Source organism: Kitasatospora sp. NPDC088134 (assembly GCF_044741705.1).
Classification (GTDB): Bacteria; Actinomycetota; Actinomycetes; order Streptomycetales; family Streptomycetaceae; genus Kitasatospora.
Window position 1 is genome coordinate 111,340 of record NZ_JBIUTD010000019.1, and the last position, 21,524, is coordinate 132,863.

At 75.2% G+C, this 21,524-nt stretch carries 18 protein-coding genes; 10 read left to right on the plus strand and 8 right to left on the minus strand.

The annotated features are described in order from the left end of the window. Nucleotides 1–32: 32 nt before the first annotated feature. Together ACIOHG_RS26275 and ACIOHG_RS26280 are read right to left on the minus strand one after the other, a co-directional pair. Nucleotides 33–665, minus strand: a complete 633-nt coding sequence (locus tag ACIOHG_RS26275) for an AAA family ATPase (protein WP_400954070.1) — start codon at nt 663–665, stop codon at nt 33–35. A gap of 172 nt (nt 666–837) precedes the next feature. Continuing rightward, the gene (locus ACIOHG_RS26280) at nt 838–1,575 is read right to left on the minus strand and encodes a hypothetical protein (RefSeq protein ID WP_400954071.1); all 738 of its coding nucleotides are present in this window, start codon (nt 1,573–1,575) and stop codon (nt 838–840) included. Between the two features lie 201 nt (nt 1,576–1,776). Between ACIOHG_RS26280 and ACIOHG_RS26285 the strand changes: the two genes are divergently transcribed. The 5 genes from ACIOHG_RS26285 (at nt 1,777) to ACIOHG_RS26305 (ending at nt 7,307) form a co-directional block, all read left to right on the plus strand. Continuing rightward, the gene (locus ACIOHG_RS26285; protein WP_400954072.1) at nt 1,777–2,559 is read left to right on the plus strand and encodes a leucine-rich repeat domain-containing protein; all 783 of its coding nucleotides are present in this window, start codon (nt 1,777–1,779) and stop codon (nt 2,557–2,559) included. Between the two features lie 249 nt (nt 2,560–2,808). Then, nucleotides 2,809–5,109, plus strand: a complete 2,301-nt coding sequence (locus ACIOHG_RS26290; protein WP_400954102.1) for an FdhF/YdeP family oxidoreductase — start codon at nt 2,809–2,811, stop codon at nt 5,107–5,109. 166 nt (nt 5,110–5,275) lie between these two features. After that, nucleotides 5,276–5,449: an LPXTG cell wall anchor domain-containing protein gene (locus ACIOHG_RS26295; protein WP_400954073.1), complete on the plus strand. Its 174-nt coding sequence runs from the start codon at nt 5,276–5,278 to the stop codon at nt 5,447–5,449. 25 nt (nt 5,450–5,474) lie between these two features. Beyond that, the gene (locus tag ACIOHG_RS26300) at nt 5,475–6,851 is read left to right on the plus strand and encodes a glycosyltransferase (protein ID WP_400954074.1); all 1,377 of its coding nucleotides are present in this window, start codon (nt 5,475–5,477) and stop codon (nt 6,849–6,851) included. A 117-nt stretch (nt 6,852–6,968) separates the two neighbouring features. Then, nucleotides 6,969–7,307 carry a hypothetical protein gene (locus ACIOHG_RS26305; protein ID WP_400954075.1) on the plus strand — a complete coding sequence of 113 codons (339 nt, stop codon included), beginning with the start codon at nt 6,969–6,971 and terminating at the stop codon, nt 7,305–7,307. A 7-nt stretch (nt 7,308–7,314) separates the two neighbouring features. Here the strand turns inward: ACIOHG_RS26305 and ACIOHG_RS26310 are convergent, their stop codons facing one another. Beyond that, nucleotides 7,315–7,974 (minus strand): GNAT family N-acetyltransferase, encoded by a 660-nt coding sequence (locus ACIOHG_RS26310; protein ID WP_400954076.1) that lies wholly within the window; start codon nt 7,972–7,974, stop codon nt 7,315–7,317. A 316-nt stretch (nt 7,975–8,290) separates the two neighbouring features. On the opposite strand from ACIOHG_RS26310, the gene ACIOHG_RS26315 reads away from it, so the two are divergent. Then, a complete protein-coding gene (locus ACIOHG_RS26315) occupies nt 8,291–10,672 on the plus strand; it encodes an ATP-binding protein (RefSeq protein ID WP_400954077.1) in 2,382 nt (793 codons plus the stop codon). Nucleotides 10,673–10,691: 19 nt separating this feature from the next. Here the strand turns inward: ACIOHG_RS26315 and ACIOHG_RS26320 are convergent, their stop codons facing one another. Together ACIOHG_RS26320 and ACIOHG_RS26325 are read right to left on the minus strand one after the other, a co-directional pair. Continuing rightward, nucleotides 10,692–10,922 carry an acyl carrier protein gene (locus tag ACIOHG_RS26320; protein WP_400954078.1) on the minus strand — a complete coding sequence of 77 codons (231 nt, stop codon included), beginning with the start codon at nt 10,920–10,922 and terminating at the stop codon, nt 10,692–10,694. A 57-nt stretch (nt 10,923–10,979) separates the two neighbouring features. Then, nucleotides 10,980–11,828 (minus strand): hypothetical protein, encoded by an 849-nt coding sequence (locus ACIOHG_RS26325; protein ID WP_400954079.1) that lies wholly within the window; start codon nt 11,826–11,828, stop codon nt 10,980–10,982. Between the two features lie 592 nt (nt 11,829–12,420). Here ACIOHG_RS26325 and ACIOHG_RS26330 point away from each other — a divergent pair. The 4 genes from ACIOHG_RS26330 to ACIOHG_RS26345 all read left to right on the plus strand — a co-directional run bounded on the left by ACIOHG_RS26330 (nt 12,421) and on the right by ACIOHG_RS26345 (nt 18,029). After that, a complete protein-coding gene (locus ACIOHG_RS26330) occupies nt 12,421–13,518 on the plus strand; it encodes a phytanoyl-CoA dioxygenase family protein (RefSeq protein ID WP_400954080.1) in 1,098 nt (365 codons plus the stop codon). Then, nucleotides 13,500–14,789: a DUF6271 family protein gene (locus tag ACIOHG_RS26335; protein WP_400954081.1), complete on the plus strand. Its 1,290-nt coding sequence runs from the start codon at nt 13,500–13,502 to the stop codon at nt 14,787–14,789. The genes ACIOHG_RS26330 and ACIOHG_RS26335 overlap by 19 nt, the downstream gene beginning before the upstream one ends. 250 nt (nt 14,790–15,039) lie before the next feature. Beyond that, on the plus strand, nt 15,040–16,740 hold the full coding sequence (locus ACIOHG_RS26340) for a condensation domain-containing protein (RefSeq protein WP_400954082.1): 1,701 nt from the start codon (nt 15,040–15,042) through the stop codon (nt 16,738–16,740). After that, a complete protein-coding gene (locus tag ACIOHG_RS26345) occupies nt 16,737–18,029 on the plus strand; it encodes an MFS transporter (protein ID WP_400954083.1) in 1,293 nt (430 codons plus the stop codon). Before ACIOHG_RS26340 ends, ACIOHG_RS26345 begins: the two co-directional genes overlap by 4 nt. An 83-nt stretch (nt 18,030–18,112) precedes the next feature. Here ACIOHG_RS26345 and ACIOHG_RS26350 read toward each other — a convergent pair whose 3' ends face one another. From ACIOHG_RS26350 to ACIOHG_RS26360, 3 genes are all read right to left on the minus strand, one after another. Next, nucleotides 18,113–18,925, minus strand: a complete 813-nt coding sequence (locus tag ACIOHG_RS26350) for a DUF4253 domain-containing protein (protein ID WP_400954084.1) — start codon at nt 18,923–18,925, stop codon at nt 18,113–18,115. Nucleotides 18,926–19,025: 100 nt separating this feature from the next. Further along, complete coding sequence (locus ACIOHG_RS26355) at nt 19,026–19,988, minus strand: LLM class flavin-dependent oxidoreductase (RefSeq protein ID WP_400954103.1); 963 nt, start codon at nt 19,986–19,988, stop codon at nt 19,026–19,028. Nucleotides 19,989–20,116: 128 nt separating this feature from the next. Beyond that, on the minus strand, nt 20,117–21,325 hold the full coding sequence (locus ACIOHG_RS26360) for an MFS transporter (RefSeq protein ID WP_400954085.1): 1,209 nt from the start codon (nt 21,323–21,325) through the stop codon (nt 20,117–20,119). Nucleotides 21,326–21,524: the final 199 nt, after the last annotated feature.

Below are 21,524 nucleotides of genomic sequence, written 5' to 3' on the forward strand. Positions count from 1 at the left end.
GCAAGGTAGCACCGTCCGGCCCCGGCGGGTGGTCAGTCGAAGCGGATGTGACGGATCTTCAGCGCGGTGCGCCGCAGGGCGGCGCGCAGCGGGGGGTGCGGGTCGGGCTGCAGGCGGAGGCCGGCCAAGGTGGTGATCCGTTCGGCGACCTGGGGGATCGTCAGGCGGTCGGTGGTGAGGTGGGTGGCGAAGAGGGGGTCGGCGAGCCGCTCCAGGCAGCCGTCGAGCCGGGCGACGGCGAAGCTCTCCCGCCGGGGCGGCCCCCCGCGCCCGGCCAGTCGGCGCAGCCGGTGCACGGGGTCGCGCTCGGCGAGTCGGCGCAGCACCGTGGCGCGCTCCGCGAGCAGCGCGAAGTGCCGTACGTCGTGGCCGAGTTCGCGCAGCCGTCCGACGGTCTCGGCGAAGTACCCGGGGTCGGTGACGGTCATCGGCACCAGGACGGTTCCGGGGTGCCGGCGGACGGCGAGGTCGAGCATCTCGACCGTCCCGGCCCGCCACGCGGGCAGGTCCTGGAAGTCCCCGCGCACCGCGGGCGGCAGCATCCGGTGCAGCCCGAACCCGAGCTGTTCGGGGTCGCAGACGACGGCCCCGGACAGCCGGTGCGCGATCTCGTACGCGGTCTGGGTCTTCCCCCCGCCGAACGGCCCGTTGATCCACAGCAGCATGCCCGCAGGCTAGTGCCGCGTCAGGCAACCTTTGCTGTCAAGGAGCGGCGGTCGGTGCGTGCTCTCGGCGTGCCGGCCGGAAGCCCTCGTACTGGGTGTACTTGGGTTTTCGGCCGGTGCGGCGAGAGGGCGTGCCGGGCGTCGCGACGGGCGAAGGTTGCCTGACGCGGCACTAGTGGCTCTGCCCAAAGGGCCGGTCCGGTCGGCGGGCTGCTGCGGGTCGGCCCTGACGGGGCGGGCGGCGGTGGAGGCGGCGGAGCCCGAGACCGCCGGCGGCCAGGGCGAGTCCGAAGAAGGTGAAGAGCCCGTCCGCGCGGACGAACTCGGCCTGCCGGCGGTCGTACTGCTCGCGCGGGACGTCGGTCCAGTCGGAGTGGTTGAGGTCCGGCACCGACACCTGGTAGGTCGGGCCGGGCCGCACGCGGGCGCTGCCGTTCGAGCCGCCGACGGCGAACCCCCCGACCACGACGCCGAGGCAGAGCAGGGCGGCGACGCCGAGCCCGATCCGCACCCGCCGGTCCGGGAACATCGGCCCCCAGAAATCGGCGACGAGGCGCGCGCTCCGCCCCGCCCCGCCAGGTGCGGGCGTGCTCGGCCCCGCCGTGCGGTACTGGAGGATGATCACCGCGGCGCGCGGTGCCAACGACGCGATGAGCCAGAGCCAGAGCGGGAAGACGATCGGTTCCGCGATGCCCGTCAGGGTCTCGTGGGAGAGCAGCACCCTGTCCGAGGGCCAGGAGACCAGGCTGTCGACGGCGGCGAGGAGCAGCAGGGCGGCGCCGGCCGCCGCGGCGACCAGATCGATCACGGCACAGACCCGGGAGCGGGTCCGCCACTCCGCCAGCCGCACGAGGGTGGCGGAGGGCCCTACCGCCGCGGGGGACGGCCCGGTGTTCTCGGATATCGGCACAGCTGGAGGTTAGACCTCCCCCGCCCCGGCGTCGAACACGTTCTCGACCTGACGCACCGTCAGCGGTGCTGCCCCGAAGCCTCGCCGGCGGAGGTCGGCAGCGCCACCTGCTGGCGGCCGAGAACCGTGCCTCCGGTGTTCCGGCGCCGCCGGGAGACCGGCACCGACCGGCCGCGCACGACGAGCTCGTAGGGTGGGCGGATGGATGACGGGTCGGCGGCCGGGCCGCAGGTGTTCGGTGACGGTTTCGCGGGGTACGGCCGGGCGGTGGACCGGTGCGGGTGCGGGGAGCAGGGGCGGGCGGTGCGGTTCCACGGGGAGCTGCAGGACACCTCGGCGGCGGGGTGGTTGCGGTTGCGGGAGCTGGTCGCGGAGGCGGCGGCGGACTGCCGGGAGGAGTTCGCGCCGTTCAAGGGGATGACGGCGGAGCAGCGGCGGCAGGTGGTGACGCTGCCGCCGGAGGTCGGGGGGCTGACGCGGGTGCGCAGTCTGGTGCTGTACGGGTCGAACCTGGTGCGGCTGCCGGCGGAGGTCGGGGGGATGCGGGCGCTGGAGAGCTTCGAGCCGTACACCTCGTACCGACTGCACTGGTTCCCTTACGAGTTGGCGCGGTTGCCGCTGCTGCGCCGGAGCACGGTGAGCACCCGGGCGGTGTACGGGAACCCGAAGAACCGGATGCCGTTCCCGGTGCTGGCGGGGCCGGTGGCGGGCGGTGACCTGGCGGCGCTGGACCCGGCGGTGCGGGGCGCGGAGGCGGTGCGGGCGTGCAGCGTGTGCGACGGGCCGGTCGCGGGGACGGCGGGGTTGCGGCAGGCGTGGATCTCGCTGCACACCTCGGGGCACGACGTGCTGCCGCTGCTGGTGAACGCCTGCTCGACGGCCTGCCTGGCCGCGCTGCCCGCACCCCCGCCGGGACACCTGCCGGGCCCGCACCGGGGGCGGCCGGCCGAGTCGGCACCACGGGGGAGCCGGAGCGCGTACTGATCCGGCTCCGGCCGGTCGCGCGACCGGTCGTGGGACCGGTCGCGGGAGCAGTCGCGGGAGCGGTCGCGGAGTCGCGGGTGGTCGAGCGCCGGGCGTCCCCCTGACGGACCTGCCGGGCGGGGTGATCGGCGTGGCGTTCGCGCGGGCGTTCGGTGGGCGGGCAGAATCGGGGCGCCGTTGTCGTGTACCGCCAGAGCCAGGAGTGCCGCCGTGACCGCAGCCGAGGATTCTTCGCAGGAACGTGCCGGGGTGGAGCCGGAGGTGGGGGCGGCGCCCGCGGGGCCGCCCTCGGTGAAGCCGTACCGGCATCCGGCGGCGGGGTGGGGGGCGGCGAAGAGCGTGACGAAGGTGCTGGCGCGGACGGGCGAGTGGGTGGACGGGCCGCGCGCGATCCTGAAGATGAACCACGAGAACGGCGGCTTCGACTGTCCGGGCTGCGCCTGGCCTGACGACTACAAGGGCCTGCACCTGGACATCTGCGAGAACGGCATCAAGCACGTCACGTGGGAGATGACGGGCAAGCGGGTGACCCGGGAGTTCTTCGCCGCGCACACCGTGACGGAGCTGTCGGGGTGGAGCGACTTCGCGCTGGAGGACCAGGGCCGGCTGACCGAGCCGATGGTGTACGACCCGGAGTCCGACCGGTACCTGCCGATCGACTGGCAGCGGGCGTTCGACCTGTTCGGCGAGGCGGTGCGGGGCCTGGACGACCCGAACCAGGCGTCGTTCTACACCTCGGGGCGGCTCGGCAACGAGGCCACCTTCCTGTACCAGCTGATGGCCCGTGAGCTGGGCACCAACAACCTGCCGGACTGTTCGAACATGTGCCACGAGGCGTCCGGCCGGGCCCTGCAGGCCTCGATCGGGACGGGCAAGGGCACCGCCGACCTGAAGGACTGGGAGAGCGCGGACGCGCTGTTCATCATGGGCGTCAACGCGGCCTCGAACGCGCCCCGGATGCTGACCGCGCTGGCCGACGCGACCCGGCGCGGCGCGCAGGTGGTGCACGTCAACCCGCTGGTGGAGGCGGCGGCGACCCGCACCATCGTGCCGCACGAGTTCCTCGACATGGCGCTGATGAAGGCCACCTCGACCAGCACGCTGAACCTGCAGGTGCGGATCGGCGGCGACATGGCGCTGATGCGCGGCATCGCCAAGGCGGTGCTGGAGCTGGCGGAGCACGACCCGAAGGCGGTCGACCGGCAGTTCGTCGAGCGGTACACCACCGGGTTCGAGGAGTACCGGGCGCTGGTCGCGGCCACCCCGTGGGAGGAGCTGGAGCGGCAGAGCGGCCTGAGCCGGCCCCAGCTGCTGCGGGCGGCTCAGGTGTACTGCGAGGCGGACCGGTCGATCTTCTCCTGGTGCCTGGGCGTCACCCAGCACGAGCACGGCGTGGACACCATCCGGGAGATCGTCAACGTGCTGCTGCTGCGCGGCAACCTGGGCCGGGAGGGCGCGGGGCCGTCGCCGGTGCGCGGGCACTCCAACGTGCAGGGCAACCGGACCTGCGGGATCAACCACCGGCCGACCGCGGAGTTCCTGGACCGGCTGGCGGAGGTCTGCAAGATCGACCCGCCGCGCGCGCACGGGCTGGACACCGTGGCCACCATCGAGGCGATGGCGCGCGGCGAGGTGAAGGTGTTCCTCGGCATGGGCGGCAACTTCGCGCTCGCCGCGCCGGACACCGTCTACACCTACGAGGCGCTGCGGAACTGCGAGTTGACGGTGCACGTGTCGACGAAGCTGAACCGCAGCCACCTGGTGCACGGGCGGCAGGCGCTGATCCTGCCGTGCCTGGGCCGCACCGAGCAGGACCGGCAGCGCGGCGGCCTGCAGGCCACCTCGGTCGAGGACTCGATGAGCATGGTGCACCTGTCGCGCGGCATGCGGAAGAAGCCGGCGTCCCGGCAGCTGCTCTCCGAGCCGGCCATCGTCGCGGGCCTGGCCCGGGCGGCGCTGCCGGACAGCGCGACGCCGTGGGAGTGGTACGTCGAGGACTACGACCGGATCCGCGACACGATGTCCGAAGTGCTGGACGGCTTCGAGGACTTCAACCGGCGGGTGCGCCTTCCGCTGGGCTTCCGGATCAAGCAGCCGGCCCGCGAACTCGTCTTCCTCACCCCCTCGGGCAAGGCCGAGTTCTCCGCCGCCCCGCTGCCGGACGTGCTGCCCGCGCCCGGCACGCTGGTGCTCGGCACGATGCGCTCGCACGACCAGTGGAACACCACCATCTACTCGGACGACGACCGCTACCGGGGCGTCAAGAACCTGCGGACGCTGATCTTCATGAACCGGCAGGACATGCGCGAGCGCCACCTCGACGAGTTCACGCCGGTCGACATCACCGCCACCGCCCGGGACGGCTCCACCCGCTCGCTGTACGGGTACCTCGCCGTCCCGTACGACCTGCCGCGGGGCTGCGCAGCCGGGTACATGCCGGAGATGAACGTGCTGTGCGCGATCGGCGACTACAGCACGCAGAGCGACCAGCCGATCATGAAGCACCTGAACGTGACGGTCACCGCCGCCGCGGGGCGCCCCGCGGAGTGATCCCGAGCACCACCGCTCCTCCCCGGCACCCGGCACCCGGCACCCGGCACCCGGGGAGGAGTTCGTCACATTCCCGCCATGATTGTCCGATTGCTTCACCGATTCCCCATATGATCGTTTCCTGTCAGTCGGGTGAGCCACCAGGGCGAGGAACGAGGGAGGGGCCGTGTACGGATCGGCGGGCAAGGGCGTCGCGGGCGCCGGGGCGCTGCTCGGCGGCGCGGAGCTGGCGCGCACCGGGGCGGGCGCGTCCGCGCTGCTGGTCGTGCTGGCGGCCGTGCTGGTGCTGGGCGGGCTGCTGATGGTGCGTCGGGCCCGGATCAGCCGCTCCGGCGACTGACCCGGTCGCGGTCCCGGGAGTATCCGTGTCCCTGCTCGATCCCGCCGGCCTGCCGGCGCTGTTCTCCGGTGTCGGCGCACTGCTGGGCGCGGCGTTCCTGTGCTACCTGTTCGCGCTGGTGGTGCCGCTGCTGCGGCGCCGGCCGGGGCGTCCGGGGTCGGCCGCGGACCACCGGTGGCACCTGTTCGTGCCGTGCCGGGACGAGGCCGCGGTGATCGGGGAGACCGTCCGGCACCTGCGCCGGGCCTGCCCGCAGGCGCACGTGTGGGTGGTGGACGACGACTCCGAGGACGCGACGGCCGAGATCGTCGGCCGGGCCGCCGCGCACGACCCGGCGGTGCACCTGGTCCGGCGCCGCCGCCCGGACGCCCGGCTCGGCAAGGGCGAGGCGCTGAACGCGGCCTACGACGCGCTGGGTGCCTGGCTGCCGCCGGACACCGACCGCACCCGGGTGGTCGTTGGTGTCTTCGACGCGGACGGCCGGCCCGCGCCGGGCTGCCTGGACCAGGTGGCCGGCCGCCGGCACTTCGGCCGGTCCGAGGTGGGCGGGGTGCAGATCGAGGTCCGGATGCTGAACCGGGACGAGGCCCGGCCCTCCCCCGGCGCGGGCGCGCTGCGCAATGCGCACGGCCGGCTGCTGGTGCGGATGCAGGACCTGGAGTTCCGCGGCCCGGTGGCCGCGCTCCAGCACGCCCGGGCCACCTCCCGCACCGTCTGCCTGGGCGGGAACGGGCAGTTCGTCCGCCTCGCCGCGCTCGACGACCTGGCCGCCGAACGCGGCCGCCCGTGGACGGGGCGCCTGCTGGAGGACTTCGAGCTGGGCCTGCACCTGATGCTGGCCGGCTGGGTCAACTCCTTCTGCGCGGACACCCACGTCGAGCAGGAGGCGCTGGCCGACACCCGGCGCTTCCTGACCCAGCGCACCCGCTGGGCGCAGGGCGTGATGCAGTGCGCGAAGTACCTGCCGGCGATCTGGCGCAGCAACCGGATCCCCAACCTCGGCCTGCTGGAGCTGGGCTTCTTCCTCTGCCAGCCCTGGCTGCAACTGCTCGGCGCGCTGCTGTGGCCGCTGCCGCCGCTCGCTCTCGCGCTGGCCTGGCACCGCGACCCGGACGCCGTGCTCGCCGCGTTCTCCGCCGGGGGCTGGTGGCTGCCGCTGCTGTACGCGGCCGTCGGCGTCGGCCAGTTCGTGCTCTGGGGCCCGGTCTACCGGCGCGCCTGCGAGCCGACCGCCGGTTTCTGGCGCTCCGTCGGCTGGGGCGCGACCTACCCGGTCTACCTGCTCTCGCTCTACGCGGTCTCCTGGCGGGCCGCGGCCCGCACGGTGCGCGGCCGCACCGGCTGGGCGAAGACCCGCCGCAACGCGGAGGCCCTGGCCGGCCCGGTCGCCCGCGAGGCGTAGCGCCCGTTTGCCGCCGTGTTCCGGGCCGGGGCGCTTGCGCGGGGTGGTGTGGCTGCGCGATCGTCCGGTGGGCCGGCGCTCCGGTCCTCGGTCCGATCCCTGGGAGGGGGTGGCAGGATGGCGGGGTCCGACGGGCGGCGCGAGCGGCTGCGGGGGGTGGGCCTGTCCCTGGCTGCCGTGGGTTCCGTGCTGATCGTCTGCTGGGGCGGGTTCGCCGGTTTCGTGGTCGCGATCGCGCAGGGGTTGGCGGACCCGGCCCCCGGGGCGGCGTCCGACGGGGGCGGGGTGTACTGGCCCCCGCTGCTCGTGGGTCTGGCCATGGTGCTCCTCTCGGGCGGCTCCCTGGTCTGGTTCCTCGTGCAGAGGTCCCGGCAGCGCCCCCGCCTGGGGCTGGTCGGTCCGGCGTCCGTCGCGGTGCTCTACCTGCTCGCGCTGCTGGCCCTCCGGCTGGCCTGACGTCCCGTCACCCGTCCCCGTCGGGCGGGAGGCCGAAGAGTTCGGCGCAGGGGGCGACGCCGTCGAGGGTGACGTCGGGGCGGGTGGTGGCCGCCCAGTCGGCGCGGGTGAGGCGGAAGCGCTGGGTGGTGGCGGGTTCGCCGTGGCGGTTCTCGCGTTCGAGGCCGTCGGGGCGGTAGCCGAGTTTGCGGGAGACCGCGATCGAGGCGGCGTTGTCGGTGAAGGAGGCGGAGGTGGCGTCCTCGGCGCGCAGGCCGGTGAAGACCAGGTGGAGCATCGCGGCGCGCGCCTCGGTGCCCAGGCCCCGGCCGTGGTGCGGCAGGGTGAGCCAGGAGCCGGAGAGGGTCTCGCGGCGCACCGCGAAGTCCTTGGCGCGGATCGACTGGACACCGATCGGGTGCCCGTCGAGGAAGACGGCCAGCGGCAGCGACCAGTCCTCGGGCGTCCAGTCCGCCTGCGACCGCCAATGCGCCCGCAGCACGGCCCGGGCCCGTTCGGCGGGTGTGCCGTGGGCCCAGTCGGAGCGGAACGGCCGGGTGCCGGGGACGACCACGCCGTGGGCGGCCCGGTCGGCCAGTTCGAAGAGTTCGGGTTCGGTGGGCAGCCGCAGCTCGACCCGCGGGGCACGCACCCGCAGTCCCGGCAGCGGCCAGTGTTCGGTCGGCATCCCCCCAGTCTGCCCGGGCCGGGTGGGCGGGGTGACCTGATTTTCGCGGTGGCGGCTCCGTGGCCTGGGCGGTTGTGGTGGACGGCCGGTCCGCCGCTTCCCCGGCGGCGGATAGGCTGGCGCGCGCGGCCTGCTGCGGAGTCCGGGCGCCGTTCCCATCGTTCGGGGGCGGACGGGGGCGCGGCAAGGTGTTGCCCGTTGACAAGGTGTTGACAGGGTGTTGACAGCGCGGGCACGGCGACACCGGGCGGGGCGGCGCGGGCCGTGCGCGGGGCGGTGACAGCACATCAGGAAGTGGAGTGGGGGGCCGGGGCCGGTGACGTTCGGCGAGCGGTTGCGGCGGCTGCGGGAGGAGCACGGGGTCTCGCTGGCGGAGCTGGCCCGCGCGACGCACTACAGCAAGAGCTACCTGAGCCGGGTGGAGACGGGCGGCCGGCCCGGCAACGAGGTGCTGGCGGCGGCCTGTGCGCGCGCCCTGGGGGTGGACGTCGCGCGGCTGGGCCCGGTCGACGGGGCGGGCGGCCGGGCGGGCGGCGCGGACGAGGGCGGTGGCGGCGCCCCACAGGCCGGGCCCGTCCCGGTGCCGGTGCAGCTGCCGCCCGCGCCGGGCGTGTTCGCGGGGCGGGACGGCGCGCTCGCGGAGCTGGACTCGGCGCTGGCGGCGGCCCGTTCGGCGTGGGGCGAGGGCGGGCCGCGGATCTGGGTGGTCGACGGGATGGGCGGGATCGGCAAGACCGCGCTGGCGGTGCACTGGGCGCACCGGGCCCGGTCCTGCTTCCCGGACGGGGTGCTGTTCAGCGACCTGGCGGGGCACGGCAGTTCGGGGGCGCCCCGGGAGCCGGGCGAGGTGCTGGACAGTTTCCTGCGGGCGCTGGGCGCGGAGCCGGGGCTGATACCTGCGGGTCTCGCGGACCGCAGCGCGCTGCTGCGCACCCTGCTGGCGGAGCGCCGGGTGCTGCTGGTGCTGGACAACGCGGCGGCCCCGGCCCAGGTCCGGCCGCTGCTGCCGGGGGCGCCGGGCTGCCTGGTGCTGGTGACCAGCCGGACCAGGATGGCGGGCCTGGTGGCGCGGGACGGGGCGCGCCGGGTGACGCTGGCGCCGCTCGCGCCGGAGCCCGCGGTGGAGCTGCTGCGCCGGACGCTGGGGGCGGGCCCGGTGGACGCGGACCCGGCGGCGGCCCGGGAACTGGTGCGCCTGTGCGGGCGGTTGCCGCTGGCGCTGCTGCTGGCGGCGGAGCGGGCGGCGGCCCGGCCGGGGCTGACGCCGGCCCGGGTGAACGAGGAACTGCGCTCGGACCGGGACCGGCTGCGGGTGCTGGCGGCGGCGGACGACGGCGATTCGGCGCTGCGCGCGGTGTTCTCCTGGTCGTACCGGGAGCTGGACCCGGAGCCGGCCCGGGCGTTCCGGCTGCTGGCGCTGCACCCTGGCCCGGCGCTGACGCCGGAGCCGGCGGCGGCGCTGCTGGGCACCACGGCGGGCAACGCCGGGGAGCTGCTGAACCTGCTGGCGGACGTCCACCTGCTGGAGGTGGAGGCGCCGGAGCGGTTCCGGTTCCACTCGCTGCTGCAGGTGTACGCGCGGGAGCTGACGGAGACCCAGGACCCGGCGCGGGACCGGACGGCGGCGCTGGACCGGCTGTACGACTGGTACCGGCAGGCGGCCGCCGCGGCGGGCCGGCTGCTGGAGCCGGGGGGCCGGTCGGTGGCGGCGCCCCCGCTGCCGGGGGTGCGGCCGCCGGTGTTCGGCGGCTACGAGGACGCGGCGGCCTGGTGCGAGGCGCACCTGGCGGACCTGCTGTCGCTGATCCGGCACGCGGCGGCGACGGGGCGGCCCCCGGCGGCCTGGCAGCTGCCGTTCGCGCTCTGGTCGTTCTTCGATCTGCGGCAGCACCGGGCGGAGTGGCTGAACGCGGCCCGGATCGCGGTGGCGGCGGCCGCGGACAGCGCCGATCCGCGGGCGCTGACGGTGTCGCTGGTGCTGCTGGGCGCGGCGCAGTTCCACGCGGGGCGGCCGGTGGAGGCGGAGATCCACCTGCGCCGGGCGCTGGCCCGCTGCACAGGCGGCGGCGCCGGACCCGGCTCCCCCGTCGCCCCGCTCTCCCCGGACGCCGAGAGCGAGTGCGCGGCGCGCAACGGCCTGGCGGAGCTGATCCTGCGGCAGGGGCGGGCGGCGGAGGCCCTGGAGCTGCTGGGTCCGGCGCTGGCGTTGTCCCGGGCGACCGGCTACCGCTGGGTGGAGCGGGTGACGCTGACCAACCTGGGCGACGCCGCGCTGCGGCTGGGGCGGCTGGCGGAGGCGGAGCGGCGGCTGCTGGAGGCGCTGGCGCTGCGTCCGGGCGGGGACCGGCGCACCGAGGGGGTGGCGCTGCTGCACCTGGGCACGGTGCACCGGGCGCTGGGGCGGCTGCCGCAGGCGCTGGGGTGCCTGCGGCGGGCCCTGGAGCTGCACCGGGCGACCGGCCACCGCTGGGCGCAGGGCCGGACGCTGGAGCAGCTGGGGCACACCTTCGCCGCGCTGGGGCGGCCGGCGGAGGCGGCGGCGCGCTGGCGGGAGGCGCTGGAGCTGATGTCGGAGACCGGCGACCCCCGGGCCGCGTACCTGGCCGAGCACGCCCGCCCGGCCGCCGCCCGGGGGCCCGTCGTGGCCCGCATCCCGCGTCCGACCGCGCCCGAGCCGGGGCGGGTCTGGCGCTGGTAGCGGGGCGGCGGCGGGGCGGTTACCGCTGCTTCGTCAGGAAGCGCTCCCGCACCCGGTCGAGGGTGCGGAAGTCGTCGATGGTGACGTCCTGGAGGTCGATGTTGTCGCCGGTGAGGTCCTCCAGCAGGTCGATGAACTCCAGGAAGTCCATCGAGTCGATCAGGCGGGCCTCGATCAGGTCCTCGCCGGTGCCGATCGGGCCGTCGAGGTCGGGGTTCTTCTCGTGCAGCCAGGCGGTGATGCGTTCCATGGCGGGCGGTGCTCCTCGGTGAAGGGTTTCGGGGGGTCAGGGGTGGTCAGGGGGGTGTCAGCCGCGGGCGGCGTTGAGGCGGACCAGGGCCGTCTCGGGGCTGCCGTGGGCGAGGATCATGGCGTGCACCCAGCGTTCGAGGCCGAAGGCGACGCAGGCGCTGTAGGCGGGGCCGTGCTCGCCGGCCCGGATGGCGAGGCGCTCGCCGAAGAAGTTGCGGTGCCGGTTGACGGAGGCGATGGCGGTGCCGTCGGGGGCGCTGAACTCGTGCTTGACGGGGTCGAGCCGCATCAGCTTGGCCCGCGAGCCGCCCTTGTCGTAGAAGGGGTCGTCGGCGACGGCGCGGGTGAGGTCGAGGCCGAGGAGTTCGGCGGTGGCGGTGATGTACTCGGCGCCGCGCTCCAGGTGCGCGACGGCGCCCTCCTTGCTGCCGAGGTACAGCACCTCGCGCATGTGGAAGCCCCACAGGCGGCGCAGCCCGTCGTAGTGGGTCTCGTTGCGGAAGCACCGGCCGACGGCGGAGAGCCGGACGCCCTCGCCGACGTCCTGGCCCTCCAGCGAGAGCAGCAGGCCGTAGCAGGTGGCGGAGGGCAGCAGGTGGCCGGTGGGCTCCAGCGGCTGCGTGCCGGGGGTCTCGCCGGCGGCCAGGCCGGCGTGGGTGTCGGCGGTGAAGCGGCCGGCGCCGACGCCGAGGTGCGGGAAGTTGCGGAAGTAGTCGAGCTTGGCGAGGCCGTCGACGGCGAGCAGCGGCGGGCCGAGCACCTCGGGGGCGGCCAGTTGGGCGGCGAGCCCGGTGAGGAGGTCGTCGAGGCCGCGGAGCAGCGCGGTGCGGACGGGGTCGAGGGTGACGAGTCCGGGTCCGGCGTCGGCGAGGCGGACGCCGGGTGCGGCGGTGGTGGTGCTCATGTCGGGGCTTCCCTCTCAGCGGGGGCGGTCGGGCGCGGCGGGGCCGCACGGACGGACGCGGAAGGGTCTCGTCGTGGGGCGGGGCCGCGGGGGCGGTGCGGGGTACGGCGCCGGTGCGGGGCGTCGTCGGCGGGTCCGGACGGGGCGCGGCGGTCGGCGGTGCCGCGGGTGGCGGCGCGGGCCTGCGCCCCGTCCGGGGCGGGCCGACGCTCCGTCAGGGTCCGGGGTCGAGGGGGACATTAGGACAGTTGCTTGCCAATTGTCTAGACCAACTCGCAACCGCAGCGAGCTTGACCCGAGGCCATCGCCGGTTACTCGGCAGGAACTTGACATTCCTTGTGGTCTGGACCAATGTCGGGGTCCGAGGCCGGAGCGGCCGCGGTGCTCCCCTGCGCCGCCCTTCCCCGCCGCCCGCCTCGGCCGGCCCCGCTGCGGGGGCCGCCGCGCCCGTGCCGCCTCCCGGCCCGGGGCGCACCAGCCCCGTCCGCCCGTCCCACCCCGCCCTGGCACGCCGTCGTGCCCGGGCCGCCGCCGGGACACCGGACGCCCCCGTTCGACCGCCTTCCGCCTGCTCCCTGGAGGGACAGCTCCCATGTCCGCACCATCGCGCCGCGCCCATCTGTTCCGGGCCGCGAGCGACCGCCCGTACTTCAGCAACGACGGCGAGTCCTACCTCGCCCAGCACACCCTGCGCGAGCTGACCAAGTCCCGGCCGCTGCGCGTGCTGTCCGAGGAGGACTTCGCGCACTGGCAGACCTACGGCTACGTGATCGTCCGCGAGGCCGTCCCGGCCGAGCACGCCCGCCGGATGCTCGACTTCGCCTGGGAGTTCCAGGGCCTGGACCCCGAGGACCCGGCCACCTGGTACGCGGAGCGGCCGATCCGCAGCGAGCTGGACCAGCAGCTGCTCGTCTACGGCTTCGTCGAGGCGTACCACCACCAGCTGCTCTGGGACAGCCGGCAGACCCGGCGGGTCTACGACGCCTTCGTGGACGTCTGGGACTGCGAGGAGCTGTGGGTCACCCTGGACCGGCTCAACCTGAACCCGCCGAACCGCGGCATCCGCGACCGGGCGCTGATCGACCCCACCGACCGGGGCTTCGACATCGAGCTGCACTGGGACATCGACACCACCCTCGGCGTCCCCCCGCAGCGGGTGCAGGGCATCATCGCGCTCAACGACACCTCCCCGGAGACCGGCGGCTTCCAGTGCAACCCGGAGCTGTTCCGGCGGTTCGAGTCGTGGAAGCTCACCCAGCCGGCCGACCGCGACCCGATCCGCCCGGACATCGACCGGGCCGAACTCCCGGTCGTGCGGCCCGAACTGCACCCCGGCGACCTGCTGATCTGGAACGGCCTGCTGGCGCACGGCGTCGCCCGCAACCTCTCCGAGCAGGGCGTGCGCGCCGTGCAGTACCTGTCGATGATGCCCGCCCTGGAGGAGCACGAGCGGCTGCGCAAGTCCCGGGTCGACTCCTGGCGGCACCTGCGCACCCCGCGCTGGAACCGCACCCTGGTCGGCGACCCGGTCCTGCACGAGTCCAAGCGCTACCCGACCGCACAACTCACCGAACTGGGCAGCAAGTTGCTCGGCCTCAGCTCCTGGCACGAGCCCGCCGCCGACGCTGCCGACGCCGGGGTTCCCGCAGCCGCCGCGACCGGAGTGACCGAGTGCGCCGCGTCTGCCTGACCCTGCCCACCAACCGCCCCTGCCTCCCGGCGCTGCGCGCACTCCTCGCCGAAGCCGCCCACGGGGCAAAGGAGTTCGGGGTCGAGGTGGCCGTCCTGGTGCTGGACTCCTCGCCCGCCCCGGTGGTCGCCGAGCACGCCGCCGCCCTCGCGGCCGACCCGGCGGCCCCGGGCGTGCGCGTCCACCACTACGACGAGGACGCCCAACGCGCCTTCCTCGCCCGGGTCCTGGCCCGGGCGGGGCTGGCCGACCGGGACGGCCTGCTCGACCGGCTGCTGCCCGACGCCGTCTCCTACGGCGCCTGCACCGACCGGGCCTTCCTGTTCGCCGAGGCGCTCGGCTGCGCCTCGGTGCACCGCCGCGACTCCGACTCCCGCTACCAACTCCTCGACGGCGCACCGGTGTTCCCGATCGACCAGGAACTCGCCGCGGTCGGCCGCCCCGCCGCGGCGGTGGCCGACCGGATCGGTGCCGGCCGGCTGGCCCGGCTCGGCCCGCGCGCCGCCGAGCTGCCGGTGGCCCTGGCCGGGGCCTCCTTCATCGGCGAGCTCTCCGTCGACGTCGCGGAGATCCTGGAACTCGACCCCGCCGTGCACGCCGAACTCGTCGGCCTCTCCCTCCCCCCGACCGTCCCGCCGCCCTGGCGCCCCCAGGCCGTCAAGGAGGCCTTCCGCGGCGCCGGCACCGCGCCGTTCACCACGGACCGCCCCGTCCTCGGCCAGGTCGCGCCCAACCGGGTCGACATGTGCAACGTCGCCCTCGACCGCGAGGTCTACGCCCGGGTGCCGCTGCCGACCGCCACCGAGACCATCGGCACCGACTACTTCCTGCTGCACGTCCTGCACCACGCGGGCCTGCCCGGCGTCCTGCACAACCGGCACATCGTCAACTTCCACACCGGCGAACGCCGCACCGGCCCCGGCCGCACCGCGTACCACCTGCGGCTGGCCAAGTTCCTCCTGCTCACCGGCAGCCTGAACGCCGTCTTCACCACCCTCGCCGAGACCGACCTCCTCACCCCCGACGGCCGCCTCCGCCCCGAACGGATCGCCACCGCCGTCCGCACCGCCCCCGCCCCCGACCCGGCCCGCCTCACCACCATCACCGACGCCTACCACCGCCTCGGCCCCGCCTGGTCCCCCCTCACCGACACCCTCACCACCCACCACGACCGCCTCCTGGCCCGGGCCGCCACCGACCTCACCGACTTCGCCGCCCTCCTCGACACCTGGCCCACCCTGACGGCGGCCGCCCGCCAGGAACCCCTCTAGGAAGCCCTCCAGGAAGCTCCGTCCTAAACGAAGCTCCGTTATGGGCCCGCTGGGAGCGAAGCTCCAGGGGCCCGGGGAACGGCGGGGCCGAGGGGCGGGCATCCCACAGGCTGCGAGGCGCTACCCCGTTTCGGGCCGAAGGTCCTCGGCGAAAGCCCCGTAGCGCCCCACTGTGCCCCGGCCCCACGCCCCTCGGCCCCGCCGTTCCCCGGGCCCCTGAATACTCCCCTCTCCGAAAGGTGCATGCTCCTTGCCTCCCTCCACCTCACGCACCGTCACCGTCCACTGGGCGGCGGACGGCTCGCGGCGGGGCCCGCTGACCCTCGGTCAGGCCAACATGATCCGGTGCATCCTGCGGGACGGCGCGGCCGACGTGGACATCCACGACGTGTGGCCCGTCCCGGCGGGGGTGTCGACCGGGGCGGTGCTGGACGCCCTGCGCGAGCTGACACTGCGTCACGAGGCGCTGCGGACGGTGTTCCCGCGCCCGGATTCCGGCGTGCTGCCGGTGGAGCAGGTCGTGCTCGCCGAGGGCGCGTTCACCGTCACCGTCACCGACTTCGACGTGCTCCCGGCGGAGCCGGCCCGGCACGCGGACGGGCTGGCTCGCGCCGCGCGGCTCGCGCCGTTCGACCTGGCCACCGACCACCCGCTGCGCACCGTCCTGCTGACCGAGCGCGGGGCGCCCACCCTGCTCGCCCTGGTGGCCGGGCACGCCGCCGCCGACGGCAGTGCTCTCGCGGTGCTCCGCGAGGACTGGACCGCACTCCTGTCCGGCGCCGAACTCCCCGACTTGAAGGACACGTTGACGCCCCTCCAGCTCGCCGAGGAGGAGGCGGCCCCGGCCGGCCTGCGCAAGGCGGAGGCCTCGCTGCGGTACTGGGAGCGGATCCTGCGGACGGCGCCGCAGGCGATGTTCGCCGAGCCCCGGGCCAGGACCGCGGGCGGCAGCGCCGCCCAGCTGACGCTCCGTTCGGCGCGCGGCGGCGCCGCGCTGGGCCGGGCGTCCGAGCGGCTGGGGGTGCCCGCGCCGACGGTGCTGCTGACGGCCTGGTGCGCGCTGGTGGCGCACCGCGCGGGGCAGTCCGCGTACCTGGGCGCGGCCCCGACGGCGAACCGCTACAAGGCGCAACTCGCCCGCACCGTCACGCCGTTGTCGCAGGACGCGCTGCTGCTGCTGGACGTCCCGGCGGGCGCCGGGTTCGACGGGCTGCTGAAGTCGGCGTGGGCGGCGGCGCTGAACGCGTACCGGCACAGCCGGTTCGACGCGCTGCGGCTGTGGGAGATGATCGACGCGACCACGGTGGAGCGGGGCAGCCGGTTCGGCCGGGACGTGGTGTACAACGACGTCTCGGGGCTGCCGGGGGCACTGCGCCCGGCCGCGGCGACGGCGGCGGAAGCGCCCGCCCTGGAACTGGTCTGGGGCGACGAACAGGCCCTGCCCACGGCCCTGTTGACATTCGTCTACCGCACCGATCCGCTGCTGCACCTGGCGCTGTGGGCCGATCCGCAGCTGTTCGACCGGGCCGAGGCCGAGGGGTTCCTGACCGGTCTGGTGCGGCTGCTGGAGGCGGCGACGGACGGTGACGTGCCGCTGGCGGAGCTGACGGCCGTCACGGGGGTGGCCGGTCCGGAGCGGGGTGGCGACTGGGTGCTGGTGGACGGCTGCTGGGTCTCCCCGGCGGCCGTCGCGGCGGCGCTCTCCGACGCCCTGGACGGCCGACCGGCCCACGTCACGGCCGATCTGACGGCGTACCTCGCCGCCCCGGCCGACCCGCGCGGGGCGCACGACGCGCTGCTGCGGGTGCTGCCCGCGCGGCCGGGCGTGCTCGCCCCGCGCCGCTACCTGATCGTGCCGGACGTTCCGGCCGAACCCGGCCTGCCCGCGGCCTGGTTGCAGCAGCCGATACTCGTGGAAGGAAGCGGCCGCCCGGCGGCCGAGCCGAGATGACCATGGACGACAAGCTTGTCGAGGACCGCCCGGGCGACGCCCCGGCGGACTCCCCCGCCTCCCCCGCCCCCCTGAGCCCGTGGCGCTCGCACCGCTTCCGGCTGCTGTTCCTGGCCCGCAGCTCCTCGCTGTTCGCCGACGGCATGCTGATGGTGTCGCTGACCGCGGCGGTGCTGCGGACCGGCCACGGCGAGAGCGGGGTCGGCTACGCGCTGGCCGCGTGGATGGCCCCGATCGTGCTGCTGGTGCTGTTCGGCGGCGTGCTGGCGGACCGCTTCACCCCGCAGCTGATGATGGTCGGCGCGGACGCGGTCCGGATGCTGGCGATGCTGGTGCTGGCGCTGCTGCTGGCGGTCACCGACGTGTCGCTGTGGCAGATCATGGCGCTGATGGCGCTCTCCGGCGCGGCCACGGCGATGTTCCAGCCGGGCCTGGCGGGTCTGGTGCCCCGGGTCGCCGAGGACGTCCAGCGGGCCAACGCGCTGCTGCGGATCTCCGAGGCGGTCTGCACCCTGCTCGGCCCGGGCGCGGCCGGTCTGCTGGTCGGCTACTGGAGCGTGGCGGGCTCGTTCACCGCGATCGCGGCGGCGTTCGCGCTCAGCGCGCTGGGCCTGCTGCCGCTGCGCAACCTGGGCACCGACGGGCCCGCCGACGAGCCCGCGGCCCCGATCTGGCACCGACTGGCCGTCGGCTGGCGGGAGTTCAGCTCCCGGCCGTGGCTGTGGGGCGTGATCGCGGTCTGGTCGGTGTACGGGCTGCTGGTGTTCGGCCCGTCGGTGCCGCTGGGCGCGGTCGCGCTGACCGACCAGCACGGTTCCGCCGGCTACGGCTGGATCGCCTCGGCGGACGGCGCGGGCACCATCGTCGGCGGCCTGCTCGGCATGCGGGTCCGACCGGCGAAGCCCCTGGTGGCGGGGGCCTGCGCGATGCTCTTCTTCTCGCTCAACCCGCTGGCCCCGGCCCTGCACTGGTCCTTCGCCCTGACCGCCCTGACCGGTCTGGTCGCGGGTGCGGGCTTCGCCTTCTGGGGCGTCATGTGGTCCACCAGCGTGCAGACCCACATCCCGCTCGCCGTGCTGGCCCGGGTCTCCGCGTACGACGTGGCGGGCTCCATCATGGTCATCCCGGTCGGCCGCGCCCTCTCCGGCCCGATCGCCGCCGCCTTCGGCACCGACCGCGTCCTGCTGTTCTCCGCCGTCGCGGGCCTCCTCCTGCTCACCCTGATGATCGCCGTCCCGGCCGTCCGCACCCTGGGCCGCACCCCGGCGGCCCCGCTCCCCGAAAGCTGACGCCTCCGCAAGACGCCCGGTCGGGGAGCGATCCCCCGGGGCCGGCCCCGACCGGATGGACGCACGTCGCCCGTGTCCCTGCCTCAGTCCCACCAGAAGTCCCAGCAGGGGGTGCGGACGAGCCGTTGGGCGTATGCGGCCAGCGTGCACGGGTGGCTGCCCTGCCAGATGTTGTCGGGGCAGAACGCGAAGTGCTCGGCGGCCACCGGAAGGGCTTCCTCCACCGAGGCCGGGGGTGCTGCGACGCTCAGGTGGAGGGTGGAGGGGCCGACCGCAACGACGCGTACGCCGAAGCGTTCTTCCCAACTGGCCACGACGGCAGAGAACTTGGCAGTGTCGTTGTCGTGGTTGACCGGCCCGTCCCACCCTGCGGCGGTGAGCGCGTCGGCACCCGAGCCGGCGGCGACGAGTCCGAGACGGGCGTGCGGCCGGCGGGCGGCGAAGTGCCGCGCGTACTCGACGGCCGCGGTGTCCGGGTCGGCGGTCGGCCGGTGGGCCGGTGCGAGTCCCGGCCAGGCTCGCCCGAAGGGGGCGGTGACGGCCAGGCGGTCTTCCGGCGACAGCACGTCGTCGTCCTCGTCGATGGTGGTGCCGTTCTTCCACCATCGCGCGAGGAGCTCGGCCACGTCGTGGGTGTCCGGGGAGGACATCCGCTCGGGGAAGAGCTCACCGGAGCCCCAGGGACTGAACTCGCCGTCGTGGAGGCCCCTGGAGTCGAGCAACAGCGGCCACAGGCCCGTCCGAGCGCACTCGGCGTGCAGGCGGGCCCAGAGCTCGGCGGCGGCAGGTCCGTCGCTCATCCAGAGGGGTTGGACGTCTCCGCCGCCTTCGTCCGACGTGATCATCCGGCCGGGCGGGAGCGGGGTCTCGACGGCGGACAGGAGCTCAGGGTTCATGCGCGGATGCTAGCCCCGGGCCCCGACACCGGACGCGCTGAACGAGGCGGGTTCGACCCGAGCACCCCGAGAACAGGCTTTCCCTCCCCGTGACGGGGCGTCAGCCCAGGGCCGTCGCCAGGGACTCCAGTTCCTGCAACGGATCGGCCCCGACCGGGGCGAGCACCACGCAGGTCGCACCCGCCGCGTGCCGGGCGGCGATCGCGGCGCGGGCCTCGGCCGGGGTGCCGGTGACGGCGAGGGCGCGGACCCAGTCGGCGGGCATGGTGCGGGCGAACTCCGCGCCGTCGGCACTCGCGGCGCGGAGGGCCCGGAACTCGGCGGCGAACGGCAGCGGTGCCAGGTGCGCGGCCCAGTCGGGCTCGCCGATCGCGGTGAGCCCGGCCCGGGCCCGGTCGACCGCGCCTTCGCCGTCCTCGTCCACGGCCGCCACGTCGTACACCACCACCTCCGCGTCCGTCCGGCCCAGGTGGGCGAGCGAGGCGCTGATGTAGCCGGGCGCGGCGGGTTCGGCCAGCAGCAGGCCGTCGGCCACCTCCCCCGCGAGGGCCTGCGACTTGGGGCCGCGGACGCCGAGCAGCACCGGCGGCACCGTCTCCGGGAGCTCCGTCAGCACCAGTCCCCCGCACCGGACGTAGCGGCCGTCCGCCGGACCGGGCTCGCCGCGCAGCAGGGCGCGCAGGGTGGTGGTGAACTCGCACAGCAGGGTGAGCGGACTGGCCGGCCAGGCGCCCGCGGCCCGCATCCAGTCGGGCATGCCGTGGCCGACGCCGGCGATCAGGCGGCCGGGATGCAGCTGGGCCAGGGTGGCGAGCTCCATCGCGGCGAAGGCGGCGTTCCGGGCCCCGGCGGGCAGCAGGCCGATGCCGACGGTGATCCGCCGGGTGGCGGCGAGCACGGTCGCGGCCTGGGCGATCCCGCCGCGCCAGCCGAGGTCCTCCACCACCCACAGCTCGTCGAAGCCCAGCTCTTCCGCCCGCCGCGCGTACGGGAGGAAGTCGCGCACCGGCAGGTCGCGGGGCAGCAGGACGCCGGTGCGCCGACGGGCGTCGGTGCAGGCCATCGGGGTTCCCTCCGTACGGTACGTCACGTCGCGGCTCCCGAACCGAAGCCCACTGCCGATCATAGGATCGTCCCGTTCAGACAGAACCGCCGCCCGACACCCCGCCTGGCACCCCGCCCGACACCCCCTCAGACCGCCACGGCCCGCTCCTCCACCGCCACCGCCACCGCCAGCCGATCGGCCACGGCCACGGGGGTGCGCCGGTCCACCGCCCAGGACGCCACCGCGATCACGAAGCCGAGCAGCGAGAGGCCGGCCCCGACCAGGGTCGGGGAGGTCCAGCCCAGGCCCGCGCCGAGGGCGACGCTGCTGAGCCAGGCGCCCAGCGCGTTCGCCGCGTTGAAGGCGCCCTGGACGGTGGCCGAGGCCAGGGTGGGGGCCTTGCGGGCCTTCTGGATCACCAGGGTCTGCACGGTGGGGACGGTGGCGAAGCCGGCCGTGCCGATCAGCACCACGGTGACGGCGGCCGACCAGCGGGCGTGCGCGGTGACGGCGAACAGCGCGAGCGCGGCGGCCATCGCCAGGAACGCGGCGCAGATCGACGGGCGCAGCGCCCGGTCGGCCGCGTAGCCGCCGATCGCGTTGCCGAGGGTCATGCCGACGCCGAACAGGGCGAGGATCAGCGTGACGGAGCCGTCGGCGAAGCCGGAGACGTGGGTGAGGGTGGGCGTGATGTAGGTGTAGCAGGAGAACAGGCCGGCGCAGCCGAACACCACGGTGCCGAGGGCGAGCCAGAGTTGGCCGCTGCGGAAGGTCCGCAGTTCGCTGCGGATGCCCGCGCCGGGGTGGCTGGGCAGCTGCGGGACGAGCCGGGCGACGGCGAGCGCGCCGAGCAGGCCGATGACCACCACGACGAGCATCGCGGCGCGCCAGCCGAGGCGCTGGCCGAGCAGGGTCGCGGCGGGCACGCCGACGATGTTGGCCACCGTCAGGCCGGAGAACATCACCGAGACGGCGCGGGCCCGCAGGTGCGGGGCGACGAGTTCGGCGGCGGCGACGGCGCCCGCGCCGAAGAACGCGCCGTGCGGCAGGCCGGTGATCAGACGGGCCGCGGCGAGGAAGGCGAAGTTCGGGGCCAGCGCGCACAGCAGGTTCCCGAGGGTGAACAGTCCGACCAGGCCCACCAGGACGGCCTTGCGCGGGAGTTTCGCGGCGGCGGCGGTGAGCAGCGGCGCCCCGATCACCACGCCCAGCGCGTACATCGAGATCAGCCAGCCGGCCCGGGGTTCGTCGACGCCGAGGCCGTGCGCGATCTGCGGGAGCAGGCCCATGGCGGTGAACTCGGTGGTGCCGATGGCGAACGCGGTGACGGCGAGGGCGACGAGCGCCAACGGCATGAGGGGGCTCCAAGCGGGCGGGCGGGGGTGGCGGACGGGGCGGCACCGACGTCATGTCAACGTTGTCAGCCCTGCCCGAGTCTATCCGCCGCCCGGGGTTCCCCCGCAGGTCCGCCCACCTGGCGGTCACCCGTCGCGCGGGTGGCCGCGAAGTGTCTGCGACGGTCAGCGCCCGGACCTGATGGTGACTCGGTCGGGG